Annotated in this window: 17 protein-coding genes; 8 read left to right on the forward strand and 9 right to left on the reverse strand. The window is 75.1% G+C overall.

The features are described 5' to 3' along the window. Positions 1-151: 151 nt before the first annotated feature. A complete protein-coding gene (locus ABD140_RS28185) occupies positions 152-1393 on the reverse strand; it encodes an LUD domain-containing protein (protein ID WP_344244043.1) in 1242 nt (413 codons plus the stop codon). A 140-nt stretch (positions 1394-1533) separates the two neighbouring features. After that, the gene (locus ABD140_RS28190) at positions 1534-2250 is read right to left on the reverse strand and encodes a (Fe-S)-binding protein (RefSeq protein WP_344244045.1); all 717 of its coding nucleotides are present in this window, start codon (positions 2248-2250) and stop codon (positions 1534-1536) included. 178 nt (positions 2251-2428) lie between these two features. Between ABD140_RS28190 and ABD140_RS28195 the strand changes: the two genes are divergently transcribed. Further along, a complete protein-coding gene (locus ABD140_RS28195; RefSeq protein ID WP_344244149.1) occupies positions 2429-2632 on the forward strand; it encodes a DUF5999 family protein in 204 nt (67 codons plus the stop codon). A gap of 66 nt (positions 2633-2698) precedes the next feature. Here ABD140_RS28195 and ABD140_RS28200 read toward each other — a convergent pair whose 3' ends face one another. Together ABD140_RS28200 and ABD140_RS28205 are read right to left on the reverse strand one after the other, a co-directional pair. Next, positions 2699-3292, reverse strand: a complete 594-nt coding sequence (locus tag ABD140_RS28200; RefSeq protein WP_344244046.1) for an alpha/beta hydrolase family protein — start codon at positions 3290-3292, stop codon at positions 2699-2701. Between the two features lie 110 nt (positions 3293-3402). After that, positions 3403-4455 carry an enoyl-CoA hydratase/isomerase family protein gene (locus ABD140_RS28205; protein WP_344244047.1) on the reverse strand — a complete coding sequence of 351 codons (1053 nt, stop codon included), beginning with the start codon at positions 4453-4455 and terminating at the stop codon, positions 3403-3405. A 65-nt stretch (positions 4456-4520) separates the two neighbouring features. Between ABD140_RS28205 and ABD140_RS28210 the strand changes: the two genes are divergently transcribed. Next, positions 4521-5744 carry a CoA transferase gene (locus tag ABD140_RS28210; protein WP_344244048.1) on the forward strand — a complete coding sequence of 408 codons (1224 nt, stop codon included), beginning with the start codon at positions 4521-4523 and terminating at the stop codon, positions 5742-5744. 61 nt (positions 5745-5805) lie between these two features. Next, positions 5806-6432 (forward strand): PaaI family thioesterase, encoded by a 627-nt coding sequence (locus ABD140_RS28215; protein WP_344244049.1) that lies wholly within the window; start codon positions 5806-5808, stop codon positions 6430-6432. 6 nt (positions 6433-6438) lie between these two features. Here the strand turns inward: ABD140_RS28215 and ABD140_RS28220 are convergent, their stop codons facing one another. Both ABD140_RS28220 and ABD140_RS28225 read right to left on the reverse strand, forming a co-directional pair. Next, positions 6439-7422 (reverse strand): phosphotriesterase family protein, encoded by a 984-nt coding sequence (locus ABD140_RS28220; RefSeq protein WP_344244050.1) that lies wholly within the window; start codon positions 7420-7422, stop codon positions 6439-6441. A gap of 120 nt (positions 7423-7542) precedes the next feature. After that, complete coding sequence (locus ABD140_RS28225; protein ID WP_344244051.1) at positions 7543-8166, reverse strand: TetR/AcrR family transcriptional regulator; 624 nt, start codon at positions 8164-8166, stop codon at positions 7543-7545. A 102-nt stretch (positions 8167-8268) separates the two neighbouring features. Between ABD140_RS28225 and ABD140_RS28230 the strand changes: the two genes are divergently transcribed. Continuing rightward, positions 8269-9153, forward strand: coding sequence for a hypothetical protein (locus tag ABD140_RS28230; RefSeq protein WP_344244052.1), 885 nt, complete (start codon positions 8269-8271; stop codon positions 9151-9153). Then, a complete protein-coding gene (locus ABD140_RS28235; RefSeq protein WP_344244053.1) occupies positions 9150-10412 on the forward strand; it encodes a methyltransferase in 1263 nt (420 codons plus the stop codon). Before ABD140_RS28230 ends, ABD140_RS28235 begins: the two co-directional genes overlap by 4 nt. A 7-nt stretch (positions 10413-10419) precedes the next feature. On the opposite strand, the gene ABD140_RS28240 is transcribed toward ABD140_RS28235, so the two are convergent. Further along, positions 10420-10773 (reverse strand): group I truncated hemoglobin, encoded by a 354-nt coding sequence (locus tag ABD140_RS28240; protein ID WP_344244054.1) that lies wholly within the window; start codon positions 10771-10773, stop codon positions 10420-10422. A 111-nt stretch (positions 10774-10884) separates the two neighbouring features. On the opposite strand from ABD140_RS28240, the gene ABD140_RS28245 reads away from it, so the two are divergent. From ABD140_RS28245 to ABD140_RS28255, 3 genes are all read left to right on the forward strand, one after another. Continuing rightward, complete coding sequence (locus ABD140_RS28245; protein WP_344244055.1) at positions 10885-11790, forward strand: exonuclease domain-containing protein; 906 nt, start codon at positions 10885-10887, stop codon at positions 11788-11790. 78 nt (positions 11791-11868) lie between these two features. Beyond that, positions 11869-13173 (forward strand): sensor histidine kinase, encoded by a 1305-nt coding sequence (locus ABD140_RS28250; RefSeq protein ID WP_344244056.1) that lies wholly within the window; start codon positions 11869-11871, stop codon positions 13171-13173. Continuing rightward, on the forward strand, positions 13143-13832 hold the full coding sequence (locus ABD140_RS28255) for a response regulator transcription factor (RefSeq protein WP_344244057.1): 690 nt from the start codon (positions 13143-13145) through the stop codon (positions 13830-13832). The genes ABD140_RS28250 and ABD140_RS28255 overlap by 31 nt, the downstream gene beginning before the upstream one ends. Here the strand turns inward: ABD140_RS28255 and ABD140_RS28260 are convergent. After that, positions 13790-14686, reverse strand: a complete 897-nt coding sequence (locus ABD140_RS28260) for a CPBP family intramembrane glutamic endopeptidase (RefSeq protein ID WP_344244058.1) — start codon at positions 14684-14686, stop codon at positions 13790-13792. The genes ABD140_RS28255 and ABD140_RS28260 overlap by 43 nt on opposite strands. A gap of 139 nt (positions 14687-14825) precedes the next feature. Then, on the reverse strand, positions 14826-15638 hold the full coding sequence (locus ABD140_RS28265; RefSeq protein WP_344244059.1) for a FadR/GntR family transcriptional regulator: 813 nt from the start codon (positions 15636-15638) through the stop codon (positions 14826-14828). Positions 15639-15766: the final 128 nt, after the last annotated feature.

Consider the following 15766-nt stretch of genomic DNA (forward strand, 5'->3'; position numbering starts at 1 on the left):
GCGGCCCGCTCGGCGAACAGGTCCGCCAGCTCGCCCGGCCCGGGCCCGGCGCCGGCCGGACGGCAGGGGCGGCCGGCCGGCTCGGGGAACCCGGCGCCCCGGTCCGCGCCCAGCGCCTCGCGGACGCGGTGCAGGATCTCCTCGCGCGCGTTCACCGGCGCGCCCTCCACCAGTCGCGGAAGGCGCGGCCGGGCAGGACGGGCAGGTCCCGGGCGTCGGTCCAGCGGCCCAGCAGGAGCGGCAGGACGGGCATCCCGCGCAGCAGGCCCCCGGGCAGCAGGCCGCCCCAGCGGGTGAGCCCGGCCAGCGTCCGCTCGTACCGCCGCCGGTCGCCCATCGTCCAGGCCGCGGCGCGCATCAGGGCCAGCTCCGGCGTGGGCACCGGGCGGCGGCGCCGGGACTCCACGACCCGGGCCCGCAGGTGCACCAGGACGCCGGGGATGTCGATGCGGACGGGGCAGACGTCCGCGCACGCCCCGCACAGGGTGGAGGCGAACGGCAGCGACGCCTCGTGCGCGCCCTCGATCCCGCGCAGCTGGGGGGTGAGGATCGCGCCGATGGGGCCGGGCAGCTCCCCGTAGGGGGCGTCGCCGACCCGCCCGTAGACCGGGCACACCCGCAGGCAGGCCGAGCAGCCCACGCAGCGCAGCGCCGTGCGGCCCGTCCCGTCCGCCAGCGCGGCGGCGCGCCCGTCGTCCAGCAGCACCAGGTGGAACTCCCGAGGCCCGTCGCCGGGGGTGACGCCCGTCCACATGGCGGCGTACGGGCTCATGCGCTCCCCCGCCGAGCGGGGCAGGAGCCGCAGCAGCACCTCCAGGTCGCGCAGGTGCGGCACGACCTGCTCGATGCCCGCCACGGTGATCAGCGTCCGGGGCAGGGTGAGGCACACGCGCGCGTCCTCGTCCGGCTCGAACGCCACCACCGTGCCGGTCTCGGCCACCAGGAAGCGCGCGCCCGAGACCGCGACGTCCGCCTCCAGGAGGCGTTCGCGCGCCGACTCCCCGATCCGGTGCAGGACGGCTCCCGCGTCGGCGAGCGCACCGGCCGCGTCGATCCGGCGGGTGAGCGGCGAGGGGAGCTCCACGGCGCCGCCCCGCCCGGCGGCCGACGCCAGGCGGGTGACGATCCGGCGGGCCTCGGCGGCGTCCCGCGCCCAGTGCACCGTCCCGCCCGCCGCGACCACGGCCGCCTCCAGCGTCTCCAGCAGGGTGTCGAGATGGTGCAGGGCGCTGTCGCGCAGCGCCTCGCCCGCCAGGCGCAGCTCCTCCCAGTCGGGCAGCTCCGCCACCATCTCGGCCCTGCGCGCGCGGGAGACGTCCGCCCCGGGGGCGGGCGCGGCCAGCGCCGTCCGCGCGGCGTCGGCGAACCGCACGGGACGGGACGGCGCCGTCATCCCCGCCTCCGCGGGAGACGCCCCCCGGCCCCCCGCGGGGAGGCCGATCGATCCTCGCTTCGCCGCGGTCGGCCCCGTCCCTCCGGGGGACGACCCCCGGGCCCCCGCGGGGAGACCGGCCGATCCTCGCTTCGCTGCGGTCACCTGGCCTCCGCCTCCTCGCCCGGACCCGTCGCCGCCAGGATCTGGGCGAGGTGCACGGCGCGGACGCCCGCGCGCAGCCGCGAGAGCATGCCGCCGATGTGGGCCAGGCAGGAGTCGTCCACGGCGCACACCACCTCGGCTCCGGTGCCGCGCACGTGCCGTACCTTGTCGGCGCCCAGCGCGACCGCGGTGTCGGCGTTCTTCAGCGCGAACGCCCCGCCGAACCCGCAGCACTCACCGGCGTCCGGGAGGTCGGCGAGCTCCAGGTCGCGGACCGCGCGCAGCAGCCGCAGCGGCCTGTCGCCCAGGGCGCAGGCGCGCAGCGAGTGGCAGGTGGGCTGGTAGGCGACCCGGTGCGGGTAGCGGGCGCCGACGTCCGTCACGCCCAGCACGTCCACGAGGAACTCGGTGAGCTCGTAGACGGGCGGCGCCCCGCCGCCCGTCAGCCGCGGATGCGCCGTCCGCACCGCCGCCGCGCAGGACGCCGAGGGCGTCACGATCGTCTCGTGGCCGCCGAACACCTCGGCGAACCGCGCCGCCAGGCCCGCGGCCTCCCGGTGGTAGCCGGTGCTCCAGTGCACCTGCCCGCAGCAGGTCTGCCCGGGCTCGAAGACCACCTCGTGGCCGAGACGCTCCAGCAACCGCACGACCGCCCTGCCCGTCCGCGGGTACAGGGCGTCGTTGACACAGCTGACGAACAACGCGACGCGCACTCGTGCCCTTCCTCGTGGGGAACGCCATCGTAGGTCGCGGTGGTGCCGCCTCCAGGGAAAGGTCGTCACAACAGTCCCATCGGACTATGTCCATGAAAGGCCGAACCGTTGCACACTGGTACACGTCCAACGTGACACAAGACACAAACCCGCGAGAGTGAGAACCGGAGGCACGCCGATGTGCCCGCACCAGCCGTCCTGCCCTTCGTCCGACGACCCCGACCGCGACGCCGCCCGCACTCTGGCCAACCACCCCGAACAGGGCTGGAGCCTGCTGTGCAACGGCGTGGTGGTGTTCGACGACACCGGTGAGCTGCTGCCCGACGGCGGGATCATCGCGCCGCACCGCCCGACGGACGTGCACGCCACCTCCGCGGCCTGAGCCCGCGGATCAGGCCCGGCCAGACCTGACTAGTCAGTTCGGGTGATCTTCTCTCACCCGGTCCCGTCAGCCCCGCCAGCGCCGGAGCCACGGCTCCACGGCGACGCCCACCCGGGCGGGGTCCCTGGCCAGGTCGTGCCGTTCGCCGGGCAGCGCCACCACCGCGGCGGCGTCCGGCGCCGCGGGCATCCCGAAGGGGTCGCGGTCGCCGTTGACCACCACGACCGGCACGCCCGCCCCGCGCAGCTCGGCGGCCCTGCTCTTCTCCGGCCTGCCCGGGGGGTGCAGCGGGAACGCCAGCGCCAGGACCCCGGTCGCGCCCAGGGACGCCGCCGTCCGGCACGCCACCCGTGCCCCGTTGCTGCGCCCGCCCTGCACCAGCGGGAGGTGCGGATGACGCTCACGCAGCGCCTGGACGATCTCCGTCCAGGCCGCGTCCTGCTTGGCGGCCGCGCCCGGCGCCCGCCTGCCCGCCAGCCGGAACGGCTGCGTCACCCGCGCCACCGCCGCGCCCAGCTCCAGCGCCACCGCCCGCACCGCCAGCAGGTCGGGCGCGTCCACGCTCCCGTTCGACCCGTGCGTCAGCACCACCAGCAGCCGCGGGTCCGCCACCTCGTCGACCACGACGGCCGCGGGCCCCGCCGCGGTCTCGATCTCCATGCGGCCATGGTCCCAGCCCCCGGCGTCCGTGGCCCACCCGGGTCCGCTCCGGCGCGCCGCCCCGCGCCGGGCCCGTGCTCCGGCCGCGTGCCCGCGCCGCGGGCCGCCCCTCAGGCCAGGCGGTCGACCAGGCCCCAGGACAGGGCGGTGGGGGCGTCGAGCTCCACGGCGGTGAGGGCCAGGTAGAGGGTGCGCCAGCGGCCGATGCGGCGCGGGAGGCTGACGGTGCCGCCCGCGCCGGGGATCAGGCCCATGGCGATCTCCGGGAGGCGGAAGGTGGCGGCGGGGTCGGCGATCAGGGTGCCCGCGAAGGCGGGCAGTTCGACGCCGGCGCCGACGCACCGGCCGTGGACGCGGACGGTGAGGCGGTCGCGCAGCCGGTGCAGGGGCAGGGCCGCGCCCCCCCGGGTGCGCACGAGGTGGGCGGTGACCAGATCGGGGGTGGTGCCGAACTCGGCCAGGTCGCCTCCGGCGCAGAAGACCGGGCCCGCGCCGTCCAGCAGGACGCGGCGGACCGAAGGATCGGACTCGGCGACCGCGAGGCCCTCCACCAGGGCGTCGCGCAGGAGGCGGCCGTAGGCGTTGCGGCGTTCGGGGCGGTTGAGCGTCAGGCGCAGGGTGTCGCCCTCGCGGGCCGCCAGCACGGGCTCGGCGACCTCCGGCGGGGGCGCGACGCTGCCGCGCCCGGCCAGCCAGGAGGCGAACTCCGGGCCCGCCAGCAGGGTGGAGTAGGCGAAGGACTCCACGTCCAGCGCCTCGGCGACGGGCAGCGCGGCCGAAGCGCGCAGCACCCCGCCCAGGACGAAGGAGGCGCGGGGGTCGGCGGAGACGCCCTCCCCCAGCCCGGCCAGGGCCGCCTCCGGGTCGGCGACGCCGACGTAGGTGCGGGGCGCGGTGCGGCCGGACCGGATCAGGGTGAGGTCGAGGTGGGCAGCCAGGGCGCGGGCCGCCTCCGTCAGGCCGCGGCCCGCGTGGACGCCGACCAGCAGCCGGTCGTGGGAGCCGGCCCGCTCGACGGCCCGGGAGAGGACCGGCGCGGAGGGCGCCGAGGAGAGGTCGATCCCCATCAGGGGGTCGGCCGGCGCCGCGTCGGGACCGAGGAGGGGGGCGTGCGCGGCGCCGTCGGCCAGGTCGGCGACCGACAGCAGGAGAGGGCCGTTCATCTGTGCTCCGCCTTCGATGATCTTCCTGCTCCGCGAGTGTATCGTCGGGCCATGCGGAGCAGCCGATGACGGTGGCGGTCTGGGCGCGCAGCGGTGTGATGGCGCTGACCGGCCGCCCGGGAGGGCCGCCGCTCGTCCCGCCGGGGAGCGCCGCCGCGCGGGCCGCCGAGCTGGCGGGGCTGCTGGCGGAGTCCACCGCGCGGACCGGCCGCCCGGTGCGGGTGGACGGGCCGCGGCTGCTCGCGGAGCGCGCCGCCTATACCGGACATTCCCGGCAGGGCGCGGTCTCGGCGGGGGGAAGCTGCCGGCTGCTGCCGACCGCCGACGGCTGGGCGGCGGTCTCCTGCGCCCGGCCCGGCGATCCCGACCTGCTGGCCGCGCTGGCCTTCGCCGAGCCCGGCGAGGAGCCGTGGCCGGCGCTCGCCCGCTGGCTGGCGGCGCATCCGGGAGCGGAGCTGGCCGAGCGCGCCGCGCTGCTGGGCGTGGCGGCCGGGCCGGTCCGCCGTCCGTCCGCGCCGCAAGTGCCCTCCCCCGCCGCGCCGCGCCCGCTCGAAGGCGCGCTGGTCGTCGACTTCAGCGCTCTGTGGGCGGGTCCGCTGTGCGCCCATCTGCTGGGGCTGGCCGGAGCCCGGGTCGTGAAGGTCGAGACGCCGTCCCGGCCCGACGGGGCGCGCCGGGGGAACCGCGCCTTCTACGACCTGCTGCACTCCGGCCACCGCTCGGTGGTCCTCGACCCTGACACGCCGTCCGGGCGCCGGGCGCTGGCGGAGCTGACGGTCGCCGCCGACATCGTCATCGAGGCCTCCCGCCCGCGCGCGCTGGCCCGGTGGGGCCTGGACGCCGCGGCGGCGGTGGAGGCGGGCAAGACGTGGGTGTCCATCACCTCCCACGGCCGGACCGCCGACCGCGTCGGTTTCGGCGACGACGTGGCCGCCTGCGCCGGAGCCGTCGCCTGGGATGAGCGGGGCCCGGTGTTCTGCGGGGACGCGCTGGCCGACCCGCTGACGGGCCTGACCGCCGCGGTCCTGGCCGCCACCGCGCCCGCCGGCGGGGGCGGCGTGCTGTGGGAGGTGTCGATGACCGACGTCGTCGCCGCGACCCTCGACGCGCGACCTTCCGGGCCCGGCCCGGTCGCACGGCCCGTCCCCGGCGGCTGGGCCGTGGACACCGAACGGGGTCCCGTCCCCGTCGCGGCTCCCGCACGGCGGGGCGGGCCGGTGCCCCCCGCCCCGGAGAGCGGCGCCGACACCGAGGCGGTCCTGCGGGAACGGGGAATCCCCCTTCCCTGAAGGGAGAGATCCGGCGGACCCGGTATACGCCGCGGTCCGCCGGATCGGATATGAATTCCCCATGACTGACACCCTCGACAGGGGGGTCGCCGGCGACCCGAACTGGAACCTCGTCCCGCTGCCCGCCGACCGCGGCGGGCCGGACCTCCCCCGGCTGGCCGAGGCCGTGCGCGAGTTCCACGACCTGATGACCGGCGCGGACGCGCCCCCCGAGCTCGTCAAGGAGATGCTCCGCCAGGTCGAGCTCTTCAACACCGAGCTGCGCGGCCACCAGGTGCCCGAACACGAGCAGATCGTCGGCCGCATCGACGTGCCGGGCCGGGCCCAGACGCTGATCCCCGTCCTCCACATCGACTCCAAGGAGCCCGACTCCCTCGGCGGCCGCGTCCGGTTCGGGCGCTACTACCTGGGCCGCAACGGCGCCGTCTACGGCGGCGCCATCCCCCTGCTCTTCGACTCCCTCCTGGGCCGCGTCTCCAACGGAGGGGGCCGCAACCCCGCCCGCACGGCCTACCTGCACGTGGACTACCGGTCGGTCACCCCGATCGACGCCGACCTCCGCTTCGAGGCGCACCTCGTGCGGGAGGAGGGCCGCAAGCGCTTCATCAAGGGCTCGCTGCACCACGGCGACACCCTCTGCGCCGAGGCCGAGGGCCTCTTCATCACCCTCCGGGCCGGCCAGCGCTGATCCGGGTCAGGACCCGCCCAGGAGGCGGCGGGGGTTGTCGATGAGCATCGCGGTGACCTGCTCCTCGGTCACGCCCTTCTCCCGCAGGTAGGGCAGGACGTCCTGCTCGATGTGCAGGTAGTTCCACTGCGGCAGGAAGGGCATGACCTCGGGGTCGATCCAGTCGATGTAGCAGGCCGCGTCGTGGGAGAGGACCATGCTCCCCGCGTGGCCGCGGCGGCACATCTCCACGACGGTGTCGGCGCGCGCCTCGAAGGTGGTGTCGAGGTGGAGGCCGAAGCGGTCCATGCCGAGCAGGAACCCGGCGCCGGCGAGCTCGGCGAGGTGGTCGCAGTCGGTGGTGTCGCCGCTGTGGCCCAGCACGACCCGCCGGGGGTCGACGCCCTCCTCGTCGCACAGCAGGCGCCGGACGTCCAGGCCGGTGCGGCTGCCGGGGTGGGTGTGCACGGTGACGGGCGCGCCGGTCCGCCGGTGGGCCTCGGCGACGGCGCGCATCACCCGCGCCACGCCGGAGGTCATGCCCTCCCGGTCGATGGCGCACTTGAGCATCCCGGCCTTCACGCCCGTGCCGGCGATGCCCTCGGTGATGTCGCGGACGAACAGGTCGGCCATCGGGTCGGGCAGGTCGGTGCCCAGCGCCGCGTTCAGGCCGTGCCCCCGGTAGCGGAAGAAGGCGGGCACGTCGTTGTAGGTGTACACGCCGGTGGCGACGACGATGTTCAGCTCGGGCACCTGCTCGGCGACCCGCTGGATGCGCGGGATGTGGCGGCCCAGCCCCACCACGGTCGGGTCGATGATGGTGCGGACCCCGTGCGCGGCCAGTTCCCGCAACCGCTTCACCGCGTCGGCGATCCGCTCGTCCTCACTCCCCCACTCGTCGGGGTAGTTCTCCTGCATCTCGCCGGTGAGGACGAAGATGTGCTCGTGGACGTACGTGCGTCCCAGCTCCGCGTCGTCGACGGGGCCGAGGACGGTGTTCACCCGGGTCATCGTGCGGGGCTCTCCTTGAGGCTCGCGGCGGGCCCGCGCGCGAACCGCGCGGGTTGCCGTTCTACCACCGCGGGGCCGGATGCGCCGGTGCCGCTTCCGGCCGGGCGCGGGTCTTGACGGCTAGGTCCGCCGGGTGCGGCGCAGGGGCAGCTTCATGGTGAGGAGCCGGGCGCGCGGGGCGACCCGGGCGGCGAGGCCGAAGAGCGCCTCGGTGCGGGTGCGGTCGGCGTCCAGGTGGGTGAAGAGGTTGACGCCCAGGTAGAAGGTGATGGCGGCGTAGGCCAGGTCGCGCGGCGGCATGAGGGAGGCCAGCGGGGAGCCGCCGATGACGCGGTCGAGGGTCTGCTCGACGAAGTCGATCCAGGGCTCGGCGCGCGCGACGATCTCCTCGCGCAGCTCGGGGCGCGCGATGCTGGCCCCGACCAGCTCGGTGAACAGGGTGATGTGGCCGCCTTCGAGGTCGGTGCGGTAGATGGCGGTGGCCGCTTCGACGAGCTCCTCCAGGGTCTTCGCCCTGGCGGCGGCCTCGCGGTGCGCGGCCATGCGCTGCTGCGAGGAATGGTCGAGGGCGGCCAGCAGCAGGGGGTCGACGCCGCCGAAGTGGTAGAAGACCAGCGCCGAGTTGCAGCCCGCGGCCTTGGCGATGGTGCGGGCGCTGGTCCCCGCGTAGCCCTCGGTCCGCAGTGTGTGCGCCGCGGCCTCCACAAGGCGTTCCCTGGTCTCTTCGCTGCTCTGCCTGCTCACGTTCCTCCGGCCCCGGCTTGACGGCTCCCCACCTCTTCATCATACGGTTTAATCACTCGATTAAACCGCACGGTTAAATCGACCGATGAAGAGGAGCCCCCCATGGAGACCGATCCGAGGCGTGAACGCGGCGCCCGCAGGACGCTGCTGGGCGTCCTGGCCGCGCTGTTCGCCGCGATGCTCGTCAAGGAGGTCCTGGAGGCGGGGCGGCTGGAGCAGACCGCCCTGTTCTACGTGGGCGTCCCGGCGCTCATCGCGCTCACCGTCGTGTCCGCGGCGCGCCCGCGCAGCACGCTCGGGACGATCATGGCGACGATCACCGTGGGACTGGCGCTGGCGGGGCCGCTGCTCGACGAGGGCGTCGTCTGCCTGGTCGTCGCGGCTCCGCTGTTCTACCTGTGCGGGGGGATCGTCGGCCTGCTCGCGGACCGCTCCCGGCGCGGCAAGGGGATGCAGGCGCTGGTCGTCGTCCCGCTGCTGCTCGGGTTCGAGGGCGTGGCGGACGCACTGCCGCGTGATGGGGAGGTGACGGCCGTCCGGACCGCGCCTGCGGGGACGGACCTGGCGGAGGAGCTCGCCGCGGCGCCGGACTTCGGGCCGGTGCGCTCCCGCTTCCTGCGCCTGAAGTTCCCCCGGCCGGTGCGGGCGGAGGGCGGGGGCCTCGAGCCCGGCGCGACCCGGCACATCGTCTTCGACCCCCGCCGGTCGCTGGGGATCGGCGCCCGGCCGACCCCGAGGTCGATGGACCTCACGGTGGTGCGGAGCGAGCCCGGCCGCGCGGTCTTCGCCATCACGCAGGACACCACGCTGGCGCGCTGGCTGCGGCTCACCGAAGCGGAGTTCCGCTGGAACGAAAACCGGCTGAGCGTCACCTTGCGCTACTCCAGGACGTTCGATCCCGCCTGGTACTTCGGCCCCGTCCAGCGCTACGGCATGCGAGAGGCCGCCGCCTACCTCGCCGAGACCTTCACCGGCCCCGCGGCGTGAACGATCCCGCGCTGATCCGCGCCGCGGCCCTGTTCGTCCCGCTCCTCGCGGCCGTGGCGCTGCTCCGCCACCGGCCGCCCGATAGACGGGAGACGGCGGCGCTCATCCTCGGCGTCTCCTGGAACGTGCTGGCGCTGTCGGCGGTCAATGCCCTGGCGCTGCGTGCCGGGTGGTGGACGTTCGCCGCCAAGGGAGGGACGGTCGCGGGAGTGCCGGTCGACCTGCTCCTGGGGTGGGCCGTGCTGTGGGGAGGCGTCGCGGTGCTGGCGCTGCGCCGAGGCCTTCCGCTACCGCTGGTGACGGGGTTCGCCGTGTGGATCGACCTGGCGGTGATGCCGCTGGGCGAACCCGTCCTGGTGCTGGCGGAGTCCTGGCTCACCGGGGAGGCGGTGGCGGTGGCCGTGTCCCTGCTGCCGGGCCTCCTGCTGGCGCGCTGGACGCTCGGGGAACGCCGCCTCATGGCCCGGGTCGTGCTCCAGGCGGTACTGGCCATCGGCCTCATGGTCGCCCTGCCGGTCGCCTTGAGCCGGGTGCCGGAGCGGCCGGGAGAGGCACTCGGCACGGTGGCCCAGCTGCTGCTCGTCCCCGCGGCGCTGACCACGGCCGCCGTCCGGGAGTTCGCCTGCTCCGGCGGGGGCACTCCCCTGCCCTATGATCCGCCGGCCCGCCTGGTGACGACGGGACCCTACGCCTACGTCCGCAATCCGATGCAGCTGGGCATGACGCTCACGTACCTGCTCCTTGCCCTCCTGGACCCGGTCTTCCTCCTGGGCGCGGTCGTCGCCGTCTCCTACGGGCTGGGCCTGGCGGCCTGGCACGAAGACGCCCAGCTGCGCGACCTGCACGGCCCGGCCTGGGAGCGGTACCGCTCCCAGGTCAGGCCGTGGTTCCCGCGCCGCCGCCCCCACCCCGGCACGCCGCCCGCCGTCTTGTGGATCGCGGGCGGCTGCGACCGCTGCCATCCGGTCGCCGCCTGGGTCGGCCGCCGCTCCCCCGTCGCGCTGGCCGTCCGGGACGCCGAGGACCATCCCTCGGGCCTGCGCCGCATGACCTACGAGCGGGCCGACGGGCGCCGCGCCGAGGGCGTCGCGGCCTGGGCGCACGCCGCCGGCCACCTCTCCCTCGGCTGGGCGCTGCTCGGCTGGATCCTGCTCCTGCCCGGCCTCCGCGGCTTCGCCCAGCTGTGCGCGGACGCCTTCGGCGCGGGCCCGTCCCTGGAGCCGGCGCGGCGGGCGCGGAGCGGTCCGGCCGGCGGGTGAGGCGTTCTCAGGCGGAGACGATGTCGGCGCGGAGGGGGGCGAGGGCCGCGGCGATCTCGCCGATCGTCTCCTCGGGCACGCCCAGGGAGGCCAGGGTCGCGGCGAGGTGGGCGACGACGGCGTCGAAGTGCTCGTCCCCGATGCCGAGGTGCGCGTGGCTCGAGGCGAGGTCCCGGCCCTTGTACAGCTCGGGGCCGCCGAGCGCGGCGGCGATGAACGCCCGCTGGTGGGATTTCAGGCGGGCCACGTCGGTGCCGGTGAAGAAGCCCTCCAGCTTCGGGTCCGCCAGGACGCGCACGTAGAAGTCGTCCACCGCGGCGCCGACCGCGGCGGCGCCGCCGATCGCGTCGTAGATGCTCATCTCGTCTCCCTGCCTTCGGAGCGGTTCGGTACCCCAGGACAATAGGAAACATTCGTTATCAAGAACAGGGCCCCCGGAGAAAAGTCGGGGCGGATGGCTACCATCGGACACGTGGATGATCGACTGGTGTCCCTCGCCGGGGACTACGCACAGGACTGGGCGCTGGTCGACGTGGAGACGTCGGGACTGCGCCCCGGGCGCGACAGGGTCCTCTCGCTCGCGGTGATGACGGTCGACCGCAACTGGCGGGAGATCAAGCGCTACACCACGCTGCTGGATCCCGGCGTCGATCCCGGGCCGGTGCACATCCACGGGCTGACGCCCGAGCGGCTGCGCGGGGCGCCGACCTTCGACAAGGTGGCCTCGCGGGTCGCCGAGATGCTGCACGGGCGGGTCATGGTCGCGCACAACGCCCCGTTCGACTACGACTTCCTGGCCGGGGAGTTCGCCCGCGCCGCGGTCGTCATGCCGGTTCAGCGGCGGTTGTGCACGCTCGCCCTCAACCGAAGACTCGTCCCGCCGACCCCCGACCTCCAGCTCACCACCCTCGTCGACTACTACGGCGTGACCCGGTACCAAGCGCACGACGCGCTCGGCGACACGCTGATGCTCTCCGGCGTGCTGCGCCGCTCGCTGGAGGCGGCCTCCCGGCTCGGCGTGGAGCTGCCGTTCACCGTGTGCCCGCCGCGGAACACCTCCCGCTATCCGGTGAGCGTCCCCAAGGCGCGCTGCCCCTACCGCAACCCCGGCAAGCTGACGTCGGGGCTCGTCCAGGGCATGAAGGTCGCCTTCACCGGCGACACCGAGCTCCCCCGGCTGGAGCTGGCCACCCGCGCCGCCGCCGCGGGCCTGAACGTCATGGGCAACGTCAGCCGCCACACCAGCGTCCTGGTCGCGGGCGAGCCCTCCCCCGGCACGGGCAAGGCGGCGAAGGCGCAGGCGGCCGGGGTCCCGGTCATCGACGAGCCCACCTTCCTCCGGCTGCTCGAAGAGGTCCGTCCCGGCGAGCCCGCCTGACTCCGGGGGCCGCTCGGACCACCAGAGGTAGGGACAGCCCTACCGTCGCGGGCGCCCGCAAGCGTTAATCTGCCTTGAATGTCCGTATCCCTACCGCAGACTCCCTGGGAGGCGTGCTCCCGGCCGGGCCTCCTGCTCGGGTCGTGGCCCTGGCGGTCGGCCGCCCACCTGCTCTCCAGCGCGCTCCTGGCAGCCCCTTTCACGGCGTCGGCGCTGTTCGCGGGGGTGGAGGCGGTGCACGGACGAGGCGTCCCGCTCCTCGCGGCGGCCGTCCTGTTCGCCGCGGCCGGGCCGCTGCTCGCGGTACCGCTGGCGCGGTGGGAACGCCGGCGGCTGCGGCTGGTGGACCTCCGGCCGATCCGCTCCGGGCATCGGGTGCCGCGCGACGCGGGCCTGCGGCGCCGGCTGCGCGCCCGCTACGGCGAGGCCGCGACCTGGCGAGAGCTGGGGTACCTGGGGCTGCTGGCCGTGGCCGCTCCGGCGGGGGTCGCCGTACCCCTGCTCGTCCTGCTCTGGGCTCTCGCGGCACTCGTCGGGCTGGTGATGGTGCTGTCGGGCGAGGCCCCGGTGACCCTGCTCGTGATCGACGTCGAGACGCTCCCGGAGTCCTTCGCCCACGCGCTCGGGGGCGTGGCGGCGCTGTGCTCCCTGCCCTACCTAGTGTCCTTCCTGGCGGGCCTCCACGTGCGCGTCGCGCGGCTCCTCCTCGGCGAGGGCGCCGGCGGGAGGCTGCGGGACGAGCTGGTGGAGGTGGCGCGGTCGCGGGCCCGGCTGGTGGACGCCTTCGAGGCCGAGCGGCGGCGCATCGAACGGGACCTGCACGACGGGGCGCAGCAGAGCCTCCTCGGCCTCACTCTGCAGCTCGGACTGGCCCGCCTCGACCTTCCGCCGGGCTCGCCCGCCGCCGAACGCGTCGCGGCCGCCCACCGGCAGGCCAAGGAGCTGATGGTGGAGCTGCGGGAGCTCGTCGAGGGCATCCACCCCCGCGTCCTCACCGACCGGGGGCTGCCCGGCGCGCTCGGCGAACTCGCCGACAGGTCACCGCTGCGCGTCGCGGTCGACGCCGCGCTCCCCGGGCGCCCGCCCGCCTCCGTGGAGGCGACCGCCTACTTCGTGGCCGCCGAGGCGCTGACCAACGCGGCCAAGCACGGCGGCGGCACCCGGGCCGCCGTGCGGGCGTGGTGGCGGGACGGCCTGCTGACCGTGGAGGTCGAGGACGACGGGCGCGGCGGGGCCGACCCCTCGGCGGGAACGGGACTGACCGGCCTGGCCGACCGGGTGGCCGTGATCGACGGAAGAATGCTGCTGGCCAGCCCCTCCGGCGGGCCGACGACCCTACGCGTGGAGTTTCCTTGCACCCTGGAGCATCCCCTGTCCGAGTAGTCCTCGCCGAGGACGGCGTCCTGCTGCGCGAAGGGCTGGCCGGCCTGCTCGGCCGCTTCGGGTTCGAGGTCGCCGCGGCGGTCGGCGACGCCGAGGAGCTCATGGCCGCCGTCGCGGCGCACGGGCCCGACCTCGTCGTCACCGACATCCGCATGCCCCCGTCCCACACCGACGAGGGCCTGCGGGCCGCCGCCGCCCTGCGCCGGGAACGCCCCGGGCTGGCGGTGGTCGCGCTCAGCCAGTACGTGGAGCTGAGCTACGCCGGCGACCTCCTGGACTCGGCCGACGGGCGCCGCGTCGGCTACCTGCTCAAGGACAGGATCGTGGACGTCGAGGAGTTCGCGGCCACCCTGCGGCAGGTCGTGGAGGGCGGCACCGTCATCGACCCCAAGGTCGTCCGCCAGCTGCTGCGCCGCCGCGACGACCCGCTGTCGGTCCTGTCGCCGCGGGAGCAGGAGGTCCTCGCCCTGATCGCCGAGGGCTGCTCCAACGCGGCCGTCAGCGCCCGGCTGTTCATCTCCGAGGCGACCGTCGGCAAGCACATCGGGAACATCTTCACCAAGCTCGGGCTGCCCGAGGCCGACGACGTCCACCGCCGCGTCCAGGCCGTCCTGGCCTACCTGCGCGCCGGACGCCCCCTGCCGCCCGCCGCGGGCTGACCGGCCGGGCCCGCCTCCAGGCGGCCGGTGGCCGCCAGCCACACCACCACCGCGGCGAGCGCGACGGAGGTGATCCACATGAGCTGGACGGTGTTCGTCCGCGACTCCAGCAGATGCGCCGTCAGCAGCGAGAAGACCATGTTGTTCCCGCAGTGGGCGAGGCTGACGACCCAGATGTTCCCGCTGCGCATCCACAACCAGGCCAGGATGTACTCCTGCAGGATGAAGGAGACCGTCCAGGAGACGAGCCCGAAGGCCACGTTGCCGAACTCGATGTACCCGACGAAGGCCAGCGGGAAGTGCCAGACCGCCCAGATCAGCCCCGTCGCCAGGATCGACAGGTGTGTGCGGCCGGGGAACAGGCGCGGCCGCAGGTAACCGGTCCAGCCGAGCTCCTCGCCTCCGTACAGGGGGGTCAGGAGGAGGAGCGCCAGCGCCAGGATCAGCAGCGTGATCCAGCCCGGGACCCCGGACGCCAACGCGTCGAACTCCGCGAAGGACGGCGCCTCGACCCCCGTGGCCACCGCGACCAGCACGGCCGCGGCCACCAGCGCGAACGGGCCCGCCCAGGCGATCAGGTACCACGGCCGCGACTCGCGCAGCCGCAACGCGAGCCCCGCGTCCGCGAACCCCTCTCCCGTCACCCGGCGCCTGACGATGATCGCCGCCACGGCCGGCGCGAACGCGAAGGGCAACTGGAGCAGCGGGTTGAGGGCGGAGAGCCCGAGGAGGAAGTGGCCGGTCAGCAGCCACGCCCAGGCGGGCACGAAGGCGATCGCGAGGAAGACGGCCACGCCCCGGCCCGGCGCGGCCCCCGTCCGGGGGAGGGAATCGTTGAAGATCGGAGAGGTCATGCGCAAGATTCCACTCCCGCGCGCCCCCTCCCCACGAGACGGCAGAGGCCCATCCGCGGGTAGTGCCAGCCCTACCTCTCCGGGCCGGGCACGACGGGATCCGCGGGCGCCTACGGGGCCGGCCGGGCGGCGGCCCGCCTCACAGGGCCGTGCGCTCGATGAAGCGGGCGCGCACCGGAGTGGGGGACACCGCGCCCTGGTCCTCGTCGTTGCCCGGATAGGTCTGCGAGATTTCCAGGTGGCAGGACGCGGTACGGCGGGCGCCCTCCTCGTCGCCCTCGGCGATCTGGTCGATCAGCCTGCGGTGCTCCTCCAGCGCCTGCAGCCGCTCCTTGCGCGGGATGTTGGCGCCCTCCCCGTTCTGCGCCGCCCAGTCCGACTCGTGCGAGGACCACACCGACTCCAGCGCCCCGGCGAGGATCGCCAGGGAGTGGTTGCCGCACAGCTCGACGATCGCCTCGTGGAACATCCGGGACAGGGTGGTGACCTCCACGAGGTCGTCGACCACCTTGAGGGAGCGCTCGTGCAGCATCCGCAGCGTCGGCACCACCGCCTCGTTGCGGTCGGGGCGGCGGGCGCACGCGGCGGCGCAGGACGGCTCGACCTCGCGCAGCGCGCCGGCCACGTCGCTGATGGCCACGCGCCGCCCGGCCAGGACCAGCCCGAGGCTGTAGGCGACGTGCTCGGAGGTGGGGCGGTGCACGACGGCCCCGCCGATGGCGCCGCGCCGGACCGTCACCAGCCCCTCGGCCTCCAGGACGCGCATCGCCTCGCGCAGCGTCGGCTTGCTGACGGGGTACTGCGCCCGCAGCACCTCCTCGATGGGCAGCGCCGAGCCGTCGGCCAGGTCGCCGATGAGGATGCGCGTCCGCAGGTCGTCCGCGACCTGTTCGGCCAGCCGGGCGAAGCGAACGGGCGCGGCCCCCTGGGGGCCGTCACCGCGTGTGGACATGTTGTTCCTTCCTGGGCCCGCGAGGGCTCGGACGAATGTGGAGAGGCTACCGGGGCGGCGGTTCCTTCGCCGACGGCACACGACTCCCGAGCGGCAAATGTATAGAACATTTGCCCTTGATGGAACTC

Source organism: Actinocorallia libanotica, from assembly GCF_039525175.1.
GTDB classification, from domain to species: domain Bacteria; phylum Actinomycetota; class Actinomycetes; order Streptosporangiales; family Streptosporangiaceae; genus Actinocorallia; species Actinocorallia libanotica.

What these genes read in the sequence shown, in the direction of transcription:
- ABD140_RS28200 (WP_344244046.1), bottom strand. Translation starts at nt 3,292, where the DNA reads ATGGAGATCGAGACCGCGGCGGGGCCCGCGGCCGTCGTGGTCGACGAG.
- ABD140_RS28260 (WP_344244058.1), bottom strand. Translation starts at nt 14,686, where the DNA reads ATGACCTCTCCGATCTTCAACGATTCCCTCCCCCGGACGGGGGCCGCG.
- ABD140_RS28240 (WP_344244054.1), bottom strand. Translation starts at nt 10,773, where the DNA reads ATGAGCATCTACGACGCGATCGGCGGCGCCGCCGCGGTCGGCGCCGCG.
- ABD140_RS28215 (WP_344244049.1), top strand. Translation starts at nt 5,806, where the DNA reads ATGACTGACACCCTCGACAGGGGGGTCGCCGGCGACCCGAACTGGAAC.
- ABD140_RS28230 (WP_344244052.1), top strand. Translation starts at nt 8,269, where the DNA reads ATGGAGACCGATCCGAGGCGTGAACGCGGCGCCCGCAGGACGCTGCTG.
- ABD140_RS28195 (WP_344244149.1), top strand. Translation starts at nt 2,429, where the DNA reads ATGTGCCCGCACCAGCCGTCCTGCCCTTCGTCCGACGACCCCGACCGC.
- ABD140_RS28205 (WP_344244047.1), bottom strand. Translation starts at nt 4,455, where the DNA reads ATGAACGGCCCTCTCCTGCTGTCGGTCGCCGACCTGGCCGACGGCGCC.
- ABD140_RS28185 (WP_344244043.1), bottom strand. Translation starts at nt 1,393, where the DNA reads ATGACGGCGCCGTCCCGTCCCGTGCGGTTCGCCGACGCCGCGCGGACG.
- ABD140_RS28265 (WP_344244059.1), bottom strand. Translation starts at nt 15,638, where the DNA reads ATGTCCACACGCGGTGACGGCCCCCAGGGGGCCGCGCCCGTTCGCTTC.
- ABD140_RS28250 (WP_344244056.1), top strand. Translation starts at nt 11,869, where the DNA reads ATGTCCGTATCCCTACCGCAGACTCCCTGGGAGGCGTGCTCCCGGCCG.
- ABD140_RS28220 (WP_344244050.1), bottom strand. Translation starts at nt 7,422, where the DNA reads ATGACCCGGGTGAACACCGTCCTCGGCCCCGTCGACGACGCGGAGCTG.
- ABD140_RS28210 (WP_344244048.1), top strand. Translation starts at nt 4,521, where the DNA reads ATGACGGTGGCGGTCTGGGCGCGCAGCGGTGTGATGGCGCTGACCGGC.